This window comes from Paenibacillus sp. FSL K6-1318 (assembly GCF_037976905.1).
Classification (GTDB): domain Bacteria; phylum Bacillota; class Bacilli; order Paenibacillales; family Paenibacillaceae; genus Paenibacillus; species Paenibacillus amylolyticus_A.
In genome coordinates this window covers 5,263,647-5,276,639 of the sequence record NZ_CP150270.1, presented here as the reverse complement: position 1 = coordinate 5,276,639, position 12,993 = coordinate 5,263,647, and the positions used below count along the sequence as shown (strand labels likewise).

Below are 12,993 nucleotides of genomic sequence, written 5' to 3'. Positions count from 1 at the left end.
GGATGGACCGCTATACGCCGATATTTGTGAATACTTCAGGCAAGAAGTGCTGCGTGGTTGGTGGTGGACGTGTTGCCGAACGTAAAATAAAGGGATTGCTGCATGCCGAGGCACAGATTACGGTCATTAGTCCGGAGCTTACTCCCGTATTAAAACAACTTCATCATGAATCCCGAATTCAATGGATAGACCGGTCCTACCGCAATGGAGATTTGCGGGGGGCCTTTCTCGTATATGCAGCGACTGACTGTTCAGAGGTCAATTCAACTGTGGTTCGGGAGGCTGAGGCCGCGGGCATACTGGTGAATGATGCGATGTCTTCCGAGCACAGCAACTTTATTACGCCAAGCGTGGTAAGGCGTGGGAGATTAAGCATAGCGATATCCACAGCAGGAGCGGGGCCGGCAGCCGCCGCCGAGATACGTGCTACACTTGAACAACAGTTCGGTGATGAGTATGAGACGTATCTGGAGTTTTTGCACCAGATGAGGACTGAAGTGAAGTCACGCGTATCGTCTCCGAGTCTCAGAAGCACGTTGCTCCGACAATTAACTGAAATGAACATATTAGAAGATATTCGTACAGGCCATTTCCGATGGTGGACCGAAGAAGAAATCGGAGATTGGATATCCCGTAATCAGGAGGAAGTGTAGATATGCGTACAATTAAAGTTGGTAGTAGACAGAGCGCGCTTGCGTTAACCCAGACAGGTCATGTCATTCAGGATTTACGCGACATTTGTGAGCGGGAAGGATTAGCTTTTGACTTTGAAGTACATAAGATTGTTACGAAGGGAGATCTCATTCTGGATGTAACGTTGTCAAAAGTGGGAGGCAAAGGTTTGTTCGTCAAAGAGATTGAACAGGCGATGCTTGATCATACCATTGATATGGCCGTGCACAGTATGAAGGATATGCCTTCCGAGTTACCCGAAGGTTTAATTAATGGTGCTGTTCCCCGGCGTGCAGATCCACGGGATGCGCTGATTTCCAATGGTGGACTTACTCTCGATCAATTGCCAGAAGGAGCGAGAGTCGGCACAAGCAGTCTGCGCCGATCCAGTCAATTGAAGGCCTATCGCCCAGATTTACAATTGGAATCGCTTCGCGGCAATATTGATTCCCGTCTGCGGAAGCTGGAGACTGAAGGACTCGACGCAATTATTTTGGCTGCGGCAGGATTGTATCGAATGGGCTGGGAAGACCGGATTACCGAGTACTTGACCGAAACAGCTTGTCTTCCGGCCGTGGGTCAGGGCGCGCTTGGTATCGAATGTCGTGAAGACGATGAGGAGCTATTGCACTTGTTGCAGCTGTATAACGATCCGGAGACAGCATTTCCTGTACAGGCGGAACGCCGTTTTCTCAGTGTACTCAATGGGGGCTGTCAGGTTCCAATTGGTGCTCATGCGGTATGGCTGCCTCAGGAAGATGCGGATTCCCTGAATGGAGAAAACACGTTACAATTAACAGGTATGGTTGGCACGCCAGATGGTGGACTGATTCTTAAGGAAGCTCTGACTGGCAAAGATCCAGTTCGTCTGGGAGAAGAAGTGGCTTGGAGATTGATTGAACGGGGAGCAGAGCAGATACTGGCAGAAGTTAGGGGATGAAGACATGGTGGGAAAGGTCTTTTTGGTAGGAGCAGGTCCTGGGGATGCGAAGCTAATTACGGTAAAAGGATGGGAATCCATCGGTAAAGCCGATGCTGTAGTCTATGATCGTTTGGCAAGTCCGAGATTGTTAAAACAGATGAAACCCGGTGCGGTCAAGATTTACGTGGGCAAGCGCCCCGATCGGCATACGATGAAACAGGAAGAGATCAATCAACTGTTGGTTGATCTGGCTCTGGAAGGTAAGGTTGTAGTTCGGCTTAAGGGTGGCGATCCAACTATCTTTGGACGCGTGGGCGAAGAAGCGGATTTACTGCACAAAAACGGAATTCCGTTTGAGATTGTACCTGGAGTTACAGCTGCAATAAGTGTACCTGCATATGCCGGAATTCCTGTGACTCACCGTGACTATGCGTCCTCTATCTCTATCATTACGGGGCATGAGAGTCCGGACAAGCTTGATCGCAGCATCCATTGGGATAAAGTGACGAATGCAACGGGCACACTTGTATTTATGATGGGGGTTGCCAAAATTGGATATATCAGCGAACAATTGATTCGTCATGGTCGTCCAGCGCAAACACCAGTAGCTCTAATTCGTTGGGGAACACGAGCGGAACAGGATACCATTACAGGTACCCTTGAAGATATAGAGGCGAAAGTGATCGCAGCCAATTTCCAACCGCCAGCTGTTATTGTGGTGGGGGATGTCGTGAATCAACGGGAACAATTGAAATGGGCAGAAGCGCTTCCGCTGTTTGGCAAACGAATTCTGGTGACACGTGCTCGCAGTCAGGCGAGTGAACTGGTGAATCGTATTGAGGAACTCGGCGGCGAACCGTATGAGTTTCCGGTCATTGAGACCGTTATGCCGTCCAGTGAATCTGCGCAGCAAAGTGTCAAAGACGCCCTCAGTGCTTTAAATACGTATGACTGGGTGTTTTTCACAAGTGTGAACGGGGTGGAGTTTTTCTTCCGTCATCTGGAACAGGAAGGCAAAGACATTCGTTCGATTCATCAAGCGAGAATTGCTGCCGTAGGACCTTCTACAGCAGATGCTTTGCGCAAACATGGCATCGTTGCAGAGGTTGTCAAAGGTCCTTTCCAGGCCGAAGGCATGCTTGAGGCTTTTGAAAGTGAACTGAAGGAAGGTCAGAAAGTATTGCTTCCGCACGGCGATCTTGCCCGTACGTGGTTACGTGACCAGTTGAGAGAACGAGGACTTCAAGTCACTGAAGCTATAATTTATGATACGATTCTTGCTGGTGAGGATGATGACGAACTGCTTAAGCTGCTTGAAGAAGGGGGTATTCACGCGGTGACCTTTACAAGTTCATCGACGGTTACCAACTTCATGAACATGTTGAAACGGATGGGATTGCAGGATCCACTGCCTTTATTGAAAAATGTGGAGGTTGCTTGTATCGGACCTGTTACAGCGAAGACGGCAGAGGCCGCTGGACTACATGTTACACTGATGGCAGAGGAAGCAACGATGGATAGCCTGATCACCGTTCTTTGCGACTGGAAACGGACAGGCACCAAAGAAGGCGTCCTTCGGAATTAATACACATGGGAATCAATTTCATAATACCTTTAGCTGCTTCAATCAAGGCTAGATATAGATCAAAACGCTTCAATTTGTCTATATTTAGTTACGAAATCGAGTTATGAAATTGATCCATGTAATAAGTCAACATATGAAGCGTGCTGAAATCGATAGGATACCAGTGCGCTTCCCTTTTTGCTCTATTTAACTTTCAGGGAGGTTTTACACATATGAGTTTTCCTATTGTACGGCATCGCCGTTTACGCCAATCCACAGGTATTCGCAATATGGTCAGAGAGACCCATCTCACCGTAGATGATTTTATTCAACCGATCTATGTGACGTATGGAGAAAATGTAAAATCCGAAATCAAGTCGATGCCTGGCGTGTTCCGCTTCTCGTTGGATCGTCTACAGGAGGAAGTAACGGAAATTGCCGAGCTTGGAATTCCAGCGGTGCTATTGTTTGGTATTCCGGAGACGAAGGACAGTGTGGGTTCATCTGGTTTTGCTGAAGATGGCATTGTGCAGGAAGCGACGAGATTGATCAAATCCTGGTATCCAGAGCTGCTGGTTGTTGCAGATACATGTTTGTGTGAATTCACGGATCACGGTCACTGTGGTATGGTACACACCGTGGAAATTGACGGTCACATCTGCGGTGATGTGCTAAATGACGAATCACTGGATCTGCTCGTGCAAACAGCGGTGTCCCAAGCCAAAGCAGGAGCGGACATTATTGCACCATCCAACATGATGGATGGATTTGTACAAGCGATCCGTGCCGGGCTGGATGAGAATGGATTCAGTCACATTCCGATCATGTCCTATTCTGTAAAATATGCTTCCGCATTCTATGGCCCATTCCGCGAGGCTGCAGATTCAACGCCGCAATTCGGGGATCGCAAGTCGTATCAGATGGACCCAGCCAATGCACGTGAAGCTTTGCGCGAAGCCGAAACGGATGTGCTCGAAGGAGCGGACATGTTGATGGTAAAACCATCCCTTTCGTATCTGGATGTCATGCGCACCATTAAGGATCAATTCGATCTTCCGCTTGTTGCCTATAATGTAAGTGGCGAGTATGCCATGGTGAAGGCAGCGGCGATTCAAGGCTGGATCGATGAGAAGAAAGTCGCGATGGAAATTCTGCTCAGTATGAAACGTGCAGGTGCAGATATGATTATTACGTATTACGGAAAAGATGCCTCCCGCTGGTTGGCTGAGAAATAAATTAGATTAAGGAGGATACTCATGACTGCACAACAAGGTAATCGTCGTAATGATGAGCGCTCACGCAGCGCATTTGAAGAAGCGAAGCAGTACATACCCGGGGGTGTGAACAGCCCTGTACGCGCATTCAAATCGGTGGGACTTACCCCGATCTATGCAGAGCGTGGCGAAGGGTCCAAAATCTACGATATTGATGGCAATGTTTTTATTGACTATGTGGGATCGTGGGGTCCACTCATCATGGGACATGCACATCCTGATGTTGTAGAAGCTTTGTGTGAGACAGCTCTGAAAGGAACAAGCTTTGGTGCGCCGACTTTGCTGGAGACCGAGATGGCGAAACTGGTCTGTGAGCGTGTACCTTCCATCGATATCGTACGGATGGTGAATTCCGGTACGGAAGCAACAATGAGTGCCATTCGACTGGCACGCGGGGTAACCGGACGCAGTAAAATTCTGAAGTTTGAAGGATCATATCATGGACATGCGGACAGCTTGTTGATCAAGGCGGGGTCAGGTGTTGCAACGCTGGGTCTGCCAGATAGTCCGGGCGTGCCTGAAGGCGTAGCTGTGAATACCATTACGGTACCTTATAACGATCTGGAGTCCGTGACGCTTGCTTTTGAACGTTATGGGGAAGAACTGGCAGCTGTTATTGTGGAACCTGTGGCGGGTAACATGGGCGTTGTACCTCCGGCTTCCGGTTTCCTTGAAGGCCTGCGCAGTTTGACGACGCAATATGGCAGCCTGCTTATTTTTGACGAAGTTATGACCGGTTTCCGCGTAGGATTGAACTGTGCTCAGGGACGGTTTGGGGTTACGCCTGACCTGACTTGTCTGGGTAAAGTTATCGGAGGCGGACTCCCGGTTGGTGCTTATGGTGGTCGCCGGGATCTGATGGAACAGATTGCTCCAACAGGACCGATCTATCAGGCAGGTACACTGAGCGGGAACCCGCTGGCTATGGCCGCAGGATATACGACGCTCAAATTGTTAACACCAGAGGTCTATGACCGTCTGGAGACACTGTCCGCACGTCTGCAAGCCGGCTTTGAGAAAAATGCAGCTGAGACGGGTGTTGCGATAACCATTAACCGTGTCGGTTCCATGGTTTGTCCATTCTTCAGTGCCGTTCCCGTAACCAATTATGATATTGCCAAAGAAAGCAATCTGGATCAATTCCGTCGTTATTTTGCGGCCATGATTGATCAAGGTGTGAGTGTTGCGCCTTCGCAATACGAAGGCATGTTTGTCTCTGGTGTGCACACGGAGCAGGATATTGACGATACAATCGAGGCGAACCGGAAGGCTCTTCAATCGCTATGACCATCAAAAGTTGGAAACGCCGCGGGGAATGGCTTGAGCTGATGCCAGGGAAAGCCGTAACAGGCAGTTCGGACAAACCGATGGCCGCAGAGCAGTGGCTATTGTCTGAGCTTCAGTTTCCGGAGAAACTGCTCCGTCAGCTTAAAGCAAACCGAGGAATACAACTCGCAGGGGACCGGCTTCGGCTGGCCCTTTTTGCGTCCCAGCCAATCGATGTTGAGCCACGCTGGGCTGAGGTGGATGTACTGTATGAGGATGATTTTTGTCTGGTTATGCACAAACCGGCAGGCATGAAACTGCATCCGGATGGAAGCCGTGCTGATCAGGCCATCACGCTGGATCACGCGGTCGCCTCGTATTATGAAATGAACGGAATTCAGGCGAGCGTACGCCATGTTCATCGACTGGATGAGGATACAACCGGGCCTGTCCTGTATGCCAAAAATGCTTTTGCCCTCGCCAAACTGGATGAAGCGATGCGCCGCAAAGAGATTGGTCGCCATTATGTAGCCATTGCTGGGGGACAATTATCCCCTGAACTCCACAAAATTGATGCTCCGATTGGCAAGGATAGACATCACAAACAGCGCAGACGTGTTTCGGAGGGTGGACAGGAAGCGGTTACCCATGTGGAAATCGGCGAAGTGTGGGAACGAGCGACCCTTGTACGATTAAAGCTGGATACAGGACGAACACACCAAATTCGCGTACATCTGAGTTATGTAGGACATCCGCTTATTGGTGACGAGTTGTATGGTGGGAGAAGGGATGTCATTGGGCGACAGGCACTTCACGGAGAGGTGCTTAAGTTTAGCCATCCGTTAACTGGAGCCGTGATTGAAGTGAATGATCCTTGGCCATCCGATTTCACACAATTGGCAGAGCGAGAGAGTTAATTTATTGATAGAAGGTTATTCTGTCATCGAAGTGGCTAGGTGCAACATTCTCTATTTCGCTTTAAATAGCAAGGTTTTTCAAAAGGTGGCATGCTCATCTCATTCAAGGCATATAGATGGGGTAACGAAGGATTTGGACCATGGATCAGTCCCATGAGAAGGATCATGGTGAACATATGCCGAAAGGAGGACGCCACCTTTGTTGAATCAACCTTATGGTTTGCGGTTCGATATTTATGAGCGCGTTCATTTGTCTGAGGGAGTCCCTGCAATTGAGGAATTGGAGGAAATTGAACTATACCCGCGCATTCAAGTCATAGGACAGGATGATCATGCCACGTTAAGAGGACATCTTTTACTTACAGGTGCGTACAGAGGAGAGAATGAGGCTTCAGAGGAGCTCAAACATTTCATTCCCGTGGAGATCACGGTGCCGCTGAACCGAGTCAGATCGATTGATGATATTTCCATCGAGATCGAAAATTTTGACGTGGATCTGTTATCCAATCGCAGTCTGAACATTACAGGCGTGTTATCACTGCGAGGCATCGAGGGTTTTCCGGTTGAGGAGCCTCAAGTATGGTCGGCAGATGAGTTTACAGTTGTTCACTCACCTGACATTCAGCAATCCAATCGTTCCGAGGAAGCAGAACAGCCCGCCATCGATCCCAATGCATTTGCACAAGAGTATCTGCTCCAGCGGAGTGAGGAAGAGAGACTTGCGAATGCAGCAGAACTTGCATACGGTGCCCCGGAATTCGCTAACTTGCAGGATTATGCGAATGCGTCTTCGGCCGAGCCACTTCAGTCCGAGGAGCAAAGTGCGGAGTACGCTAATGAAAACAGACAACCTGATGCAAACGAAGATCTTGCATCTCTGGCAGCGAATGGAGATGAATTGGCATCCCATGAGCAATACAGCGAACCTTCTCCCATCTCGTCATTTATGGCCGAGACCGCTGATCGGCTAGCTTCTTATCCTGAGTCGGAACCATTGCTGCCTCTGGAGGAAGAGTCTTCTGCATGGTCCGAGCCTTCTGTGGATGCATTGCCTGCAAACCTGAGAAGCTTAGATCAAGAAGCCTCTGAGGTGCCTGCACAATCATCTAATGAGTTGGCAGCACCAGATGTACCGGACGCACCGGATGTATGGCACTTCGAATCAGCCCGATCTGTACCTCAGCAGGAGAATCAGGCAGTTGCCGATGTTCCGGTTGAACCACAGGCGGAGAACTGGCAGGGGGTATTCGCTTCGTCCGAACCTGGCAACGCTGAGGAAGACCGGCCGTCTTTTGAAGCGACTGGGGTAGACGAGTTCGTGCAGAACGAAGCATTTGTTCCTGAACCTGTGGCTGAGACGGAAGACAAGCCGGAGCTGAAGGTTGCTTTTGGCAGCAAAAAAGAATCTGCACCACGGCAAGAGGAGGGCGTAGGTATCTCTTCCTTGTTATCCTCCGGCAGAGCGGCACGCGATGCTGAAGTGGAGCGAGGCGATGAGGTTCCTGCGGGTGTGGTACAGGAAGAAACGTATCCAGCTGATGATGTGGAATGGAAGAACCTGTTCCTGGGAACGATCGTGGACCAGACCCCATTCCGCAAGGTGAAACTTTGCATCGTTCAGCGAGAAGATACACTGGATGCCATTGCAGATCGATATCAATTGAGCACGAGGGAACTTCAGTTGTATAACCGATTATCTGAGCAGGTTGTGGAAGAAGGTCAGATATTGTACATCCCTTAATCCGCAGTTAAAACCTTCGTTATGGCCCGTGATCCCCTTGAGGATTGCGGGTTTTTGCATGATTCGTCCCAAACCTGCATTCCAGCGCTCTTTATCCGCTGTTGTCAGGTTGACTATCGCGCACGAGCAAGGTATGATGTGTGTAGGTTTTTTGAAGAACAACGTGGAACGGGAGTAGTAGACAGTATGACCTTTCAGAGAGTGGAATTGCAACGCTGTGAGATTCCGCAGGAACCAACTGATCGAAGTCGCCCGGGAGTTGCCTGTTTGAATACAAGGGATGAATGAGATGTATCATCATTTATTTCTGAGGTAGGATGGGCCGGTAGCAGCCGTTATCTGCTTGAAGTGTCACGTCATGTACAGAGGGTGAAGTCTATCTTGCTGTCGGCGTGAAACAAAGGTGGTACCGCGAAAGCTAACCTTTCGTCCTTTGATGGATGAAAGGTTTTTTTTGTTTTTTTGGCGAAGATGATGAAGTAACGGAGGAATGACACATGTCTGAGGAAAAAAAATCAGCTGCAACAGAAATGCCGACCACTTACGATCCTAAGGCGGCAGAGGACAAATGGTACTCCACCTGGATGGAGCGTGGATATTTCAAAGCCGGTCAACGTAAAGATGCCGAGCCGTATACAATTGTAATTCCACCCCCGAATGTGACCGGGATGCTGCACATCGGGCATGCGCTCGACTTTACTCTGCAGGATATACTAATCCGCACGAAACGGATGCAGGGCTATGATGCACTGTGGCTTCCGGGTTCCGACCATGCAGGTATTGCTACCCAAACCAAAGTGGAGCAGAAGCTGCGTGAAGAAGGTCTGACTCGTTATGATCTGGGACGCGAGAAGTTTCTGGAGAAGGTATGGGACTGGAAAGATCAGTATGCTACTACCATTCGTCAACAATGGGGCAAAATGGGACTGTCGCTTGACTACTCACGTGAACGTTTTACGCTGGATGAAGGTCTGTCCCAAGCGGTTCGCAAAGTATTTGTTCAACTGTATGAAAAAGGCCTTATTTACCGAGGCAAACGGATCATTAACTGGGACCCGGTGAACCGGACAGCGCTGTCTGATATTGAGGTTGAATATAAAGAGGTTCAGGGTCACTTGTACCATCTGCGTTACCCGCTTAAAGACGGAAGTGGCTACGTTACCGTGGCAACGACGCGTCCTGAAACAATGCTGGGCGATACCGCAGTTGCTGTTCATCCGAAGGATGAGCGCTATGCAGATATGATTGGTAAAGTACTTGTACTGCCTATCATCGGACGAGAAATTCCAATTATCGCTGATGATTATGTGGATAAAGAGTTCGGAAGTGGTGCAGTTAAAATTACGCCTGCGCATGATCCGAATGACTTTGAAGTCGGTCTTCGTCATGATCTGCCTCAAATTACGGTAATGGATGAGAGCGGCACAATGAATGCAGAGGCTGGCAAGTATCAGGGATTGGATCGCAGTGACTGCCGCAAGCAGATTGTTGCTGACTTGAAAGAGCAGGGCGTATTGATCAATATCGAGGATCACACGCATCAGGTTGGACACAGTGAGCGTACCGGAGCTGTTGTTGAGCCGTATCTGTCTACACAGTGGTTCGTTGAGATGAAGCCACTTGCAGAGAGAGCGATTAAGAAACAACAGAGCGGCGAAGGAGTTAATTTTGTTCCAGATCGTTTTGAGAAAACCTATCTGAACTGGATTGAGAACGTTCGTGACTGGTGTATTTCCCGTCAACTGTGGTGGGGACATCGTATTCCGGCCTGGTATGATGAGGAGACTGGTGAAATCATCGTATCTGCTGAAGATCCGACGACGCTGCCAGAGAATGCTGGGCGCAAGCTGAGACAGGACGAAGACGTACTCGATACGTGGTTCAGCTCCGGTTTATGGCCGTTCTCCACATTAGGCTGGCCGGAGGATACGGAAGATCTGCAACGTTATTATCCGACAAGTGTACTTGTGACAGGGTATGACATCATATATTTCTGGGTTGCACGTATGATTTTCACGGCATTGGAATTCACCGATGAGATTCCGTTCAAGGATGTGCTGATGCATGGTCTTGTTCGTGACGCCGATGGACGCAAAATGTCCAAATCACTGGGTAACGGTGTAGACCCGCTGGATGTAATTGAGAAATACGGCGCAGATGCAATGCGTTACATGATCTCAACCAGCAGCACGCCAGGTCAGGATCTGCGTTTCCGTTGGGAACGGGTGGAGCAGGCTCGTAACTTTGCCAACAAGATCTGGAATGCTTCGCGCTTTGCATTGATGAATCTGGAAGGATTCACCTATGAGGAACGTGACATTAGCGGAGAGCTTGGTACAGCGGATTATTGGATTTTGCACCGTCTGAACGAAACTTCCCGTGATATTACGCGTCTAATCGAAGCGTATGAATTTGGGGAAACGGGCCGTGTATTGTATAACTTTATCTGGGATGACCTGTGTGACTGGTATATTGAGTTTGCGAAACTGTCCTTCTATGGCGAAGATCCGGTTGCCAAGAAAAAAACGCAATCCGTGCTGGCTTATGTGCTCGATCAGACCATGCGCCTGATTCATCCGTTCATGCCATACATCTCCGAAGAGATCTGGCAGCATCTGCCGCATGAAGGCGAGACGATTACGCTGGCATCTTGGCCGGTTTATGATCCTGCTCTTGAGAACCCAGAGGCTGTTGCCGAGATGAACCTGCTCATGGATACCATTCGTGCAGTTCGGAACATTCGTGCAGAAGTGAATGTGCCGATGAGTAAAAAAATCGAATTGATGGTCAAAGCAAACAGTGCTGAGACGTCCAGCATCATTGAGCGTAACAGCCATTACATCAAACGTTTCTGTAATACGTCCGAGTTCGATAGCGGGTTGGATCTAAGCTCACCGGATAAGGCAATGACTGCGATCATTACGGGGGCAGAACTATACTTGCCGCTGGCAGGTCTTATTGATATCGAACAGGAAGTGGCTCGCCTGGAGAAAGAGTTGCAGAACCTTGAGGGCGAGGTACTCCGTGTGGAGAAAAAGCTGGCGAATGAAGGCTTTGTTGCTAAAGCTCCTGCCAAGGTTATTGAGGAAGAGCGCGCCAAGCAAGCAGATTATTCCGACAAACGGGATAAAGTGATTGCACGAATCAAGGAACTGAAAGGTTAATATATCTGGTCGGATGGAGAGCTAGTATGCCATCCGGCCGCTTTTTTCAATCAAACTCGGGACCGAAGGTGAATCAGATGACGGAATTAGACGGGACAGATGCAGCAGCTCCTTTACTTACGTATGACGAGGCCGTGGACTGGATCAATGGCCTTATTCCTTTTGGCATCCGACCTGGATTGGAACGAATCGAGGGTCTGATGTCCATGTTAGGCAATCCACACCAACGTCTCAAATTTATTCACGTCGCGGGAACGAACGGCAAAGGTTCGACTTGCGCTTTTTTGACGTCAGTGCTTCTTCAGGCTGGATACGATGTGGGCACCTTTACGTCGCCTTATATCACCAAGTTTACGAACCGTTTTCAATACAACGGTGAGGATATTCCCGAAGAGATTCTGCTTAAGCTCTCGAACCGGTTACGTCCACTGGTCATGGAAATGGCCTCCACTCCGCTTGGATCACCAACGATGTTTGAGGTGTCCACGGCTCTCGCGCTTCTGTATTATGCAGAAGAGTGCTACCCTGACGTTGTGGTATGGGAGACGGGGCTAGGGGGAAGGATGGACGTAACGAATATTGTTGCACCTGTTGTGTCCGTCATCACCAACATTGGTATGGATCACACGGATGTGCTGGGAGATACGATTGAGCTGATTGCTGGAGAAAAGGCAGGCATAATCAAGCCGGGAGTACCTGTGGTGACCTGCGCGACTCAACCCGAAGCTGTGAAGGTAATTCAGGATAAAGCACAGCAGCTTCAATCAACCGTGTATTTGGCTGGAGATCGTTTCTCTTATCATAGACTGGACAGCAATGAGAGCGGACAATCTTTTCATTTTACAGGACCGTTTCGTGACCTGGACGTTCGCATCCGCATGCAGGGCTCACACCAATGTGACAATGCAGCGGCTGCACTGATGGTGCTTGAATTGCTCAGACAATACATGGCGTTTATGCTGGATGACAACGATATTGCACTTGGACTGGAGAATGCCTTCTGGGCAGGGAGATTCGAAAAAGTCGTCGATGAACCCCGAATTGTGCTCGATGGAGCACATAATCCGGAGGGGGCTGAGTCACTGGCCAAGAGCATTATGGATGTATATCCTCACAACAAGTTAATTTTGATGATGGGTATGTTGGCGAATAAGCATCACGAAGCGTATTTGCAGCATATACTGCCACTAGTGGATACGCTGATCCTGACCGAGCCAGATTTCCGACGCAAAATGGATGCAGCCGAATTGCTGCAAATTGTCGAACGGGTACGTCCCGCCATTGCGAAGCAGGAGCTGGAAATCATCGTCGAGCCCGAATGGGCAAAGGCACTTGATCTATTGAAGTCACGGACGGAAGCGGAAGATCTGGGGGTGGTCTCCGGCACACTGTACCTGATTGCGGATGTGCGGGCAGCCCTTTTGCATCAAACCGATTCTGAAAAAGGTTGGTGAAAGTTTTGTTAAATACATC

General features: G+C 49.2%; 9 protein-coding genes and 1 other annotated feature. All 9 genes read left to right on the top strand.

The genetic code is table 11. The features are described 5' to 3' along the window. The first annotated feature begins 2 nt into the window (after positions 1 to 2). The 9 genes from NYE45_RS23460 (at position 3) to NYE45_RS23420 (ending at position 12,974) form a co-directional block, all read left to right on the top strand. The gene (locus tag NYE45_RS23460) at positions 3 to 653 is read left to right on the top strand and encodes a bifunctional precorrin-2 dehydrogenase/sirohydrochlorin ferrochelatase (RefSeq protein WP_340014209.1); all 651 of its coding nucleotides are present in this window, start codon (positions 3 to 5) and stop codon (positions 651 to 653) included. Positions 654 to 655: 2 nt separating this feature from the next. Further along, on the top strand, positions 656 to 1,612 hold the full coding sequence (gene hemC, locus NYE45_RS23455; protein ID WP_340014208.1) for a hydroxymethylbilane synthase: 957 nt from the start codon (positions 656 to 658) through the stop codon (positions 1,610 to 1,612). Between the two features lie 4 nt (positions 1,613 to 1,616). Beyond that, on the top strand, positions 1,617 to 3,179 hold the full coding sequence (gene cobA, locus NYE45_RS23450) for a uroporphyrinogen-III C-methyltransferase (protein WP_062837809.1): 1,563 nt from the start codon (positions 1,617 to 1,619) through the stop codon (positions 3,177 to 3,179). Between the two features lie 212 nt (positions 3,180 to 3,391). Further along, positions 3,392 to 4,393, top strand: a complete 1,002-nt coding sequence (gene hemB, locus NYE45_RS23445) for a porphobilinogen synthase (protein WP_017692601.1) — start codon at positions 3,392 to 3,394, stop codon at positions 4,391 to 4,393. Positions 4,394 to 4,414: 21 nt separating this feature from the next. After that, the gene (gene hemL / locus NYE45_RS23440; RefSeq protein WP_340014205.1) at positions 4,415 to 5,719 is read left to right on the top strand and encodes a glutamate-1-semialdehyde 2,1-aminomutase; all 1,305 of its coding nucleotides are present in this window, start codon (positions 4,415 to 4,417) and stop codon (positions 5,717 to 5,719) included. Next, on the top strand, positions 5,716 to 6,615 hold the full coding sequence (locus NYE45_RS23435; protein WP_340014204.1) for an RluA family pseudouridine synthase: 900 nt from the start codon (positions 5,716 to 5,718) through the stop codon (positions 6,613 to 6,615). Before hemL ends, NYE45_RS23435 begins: the two co-directional genes overlap by 4 nt. A 199-nt stretch (positions 6,616 to 6,814) precedes the next feature. Next, a complete protein-coding gene (locus tag NYE45_RS23430) occupies positions 6,815 to 8,356 on the top strand; it encodes a LysM peptidoglycan-binding domain-containing protein (protein WP_340014203.1) in 1,542 nt (513 codons plus the stop codon). A 155-nt stretch (positions 8,357 to 8,511) separates the two neighbouring features. Continuing rightward, positions 8,512 to 8,793 (top strand) — a binding site (T-box leader). Between the two features lie 60 nt (positions 8,794 to 8,853). Further along, the gene (locus NYE45_RS23425) at positions 8,854 to 11,520 is read left to right on the top strand and encodes a valine--tRNA ligase (protein WP_340014202.1); all 2,667 of its coding nucleotides are present in this window, start codon (positions 8,854 to 8,856) and stop codon (positions 11,518 to 11,520) included. 77 nt (positions 11,521 to 11,597) lie between these two features. After that, entirely contained in the window at positions 11,598 to 12,974 is a 1,377-nt protein-coding gene (locus NYE45_RS23420; protein WP_340014201.1) for a folylpolyglutamate synthase/dihydrofolate synthase family protein, read from the top strand. The last annotated feature ends 19 nt before the right edge of the window (positions 12,975 to 12,993 follow it).

What these genes read in the sequence shown, in the direction of transcription:
- NYE45_RS23435 (WP_340014204.1), top strand. Translation starts at nt 5,716, where the DNA reads ATGACCATCAAAAGTTGGAAACGCCGCGGGGAATGGCTTGAGCTGATG.
- hemB (WP_017692601.1), top strand. Translation starts at nt 3,392, where the DNA reads ATGAGTTTTCCTATTGTACGGCATCGCCGTTTACGCCAATCCACAGGT.
- cobA (WP_062837809.1), top strand. Translation starts at nt 1,617, where the DNA reads ATGGTGGGAAAGGTCTTTTTGGTAGGAGCAGGTCCTGGGGATGCGAAG.
- hemL (WP_340014205.1), top strand. Translation starts at nt 4,415, where the DNA reads ATGACTGCACAACAAGGTAATCGTCGTAATGATGAGCGCTCACGCAGC.
- hemC (WP_340014208.1), top strand. Translation starts at nt 656, where the DNA reads ATGCGTACAATTAAAGTTGGTAGTAGACAGAGCGCGCTTGCGTTAACC.
- NYE45_RS23460 (WP_340014209.1), top strand. Translation starts at nt 3, where the DNA reads ATGGACCGCTATACGCCGATATTTGTGAATACTTCAGGCAAGAAGTGC.
- NYE45_RS23420 (WP_340014201.1), top strand. Translation starts at nt 11,598, where the DNA reads ATGACGGAATTAGACGGGACAGATGCAGCAGCTCCTTTACTTACGTAT.
- NYE45_RS23425 (WP_340014202.1), top strand. Translation starts at nt 8,854, where the DNA reads ATGTCTGAGGAAAAAAAATCAGCTGCAACAGAAATGCCGACCACTTAC.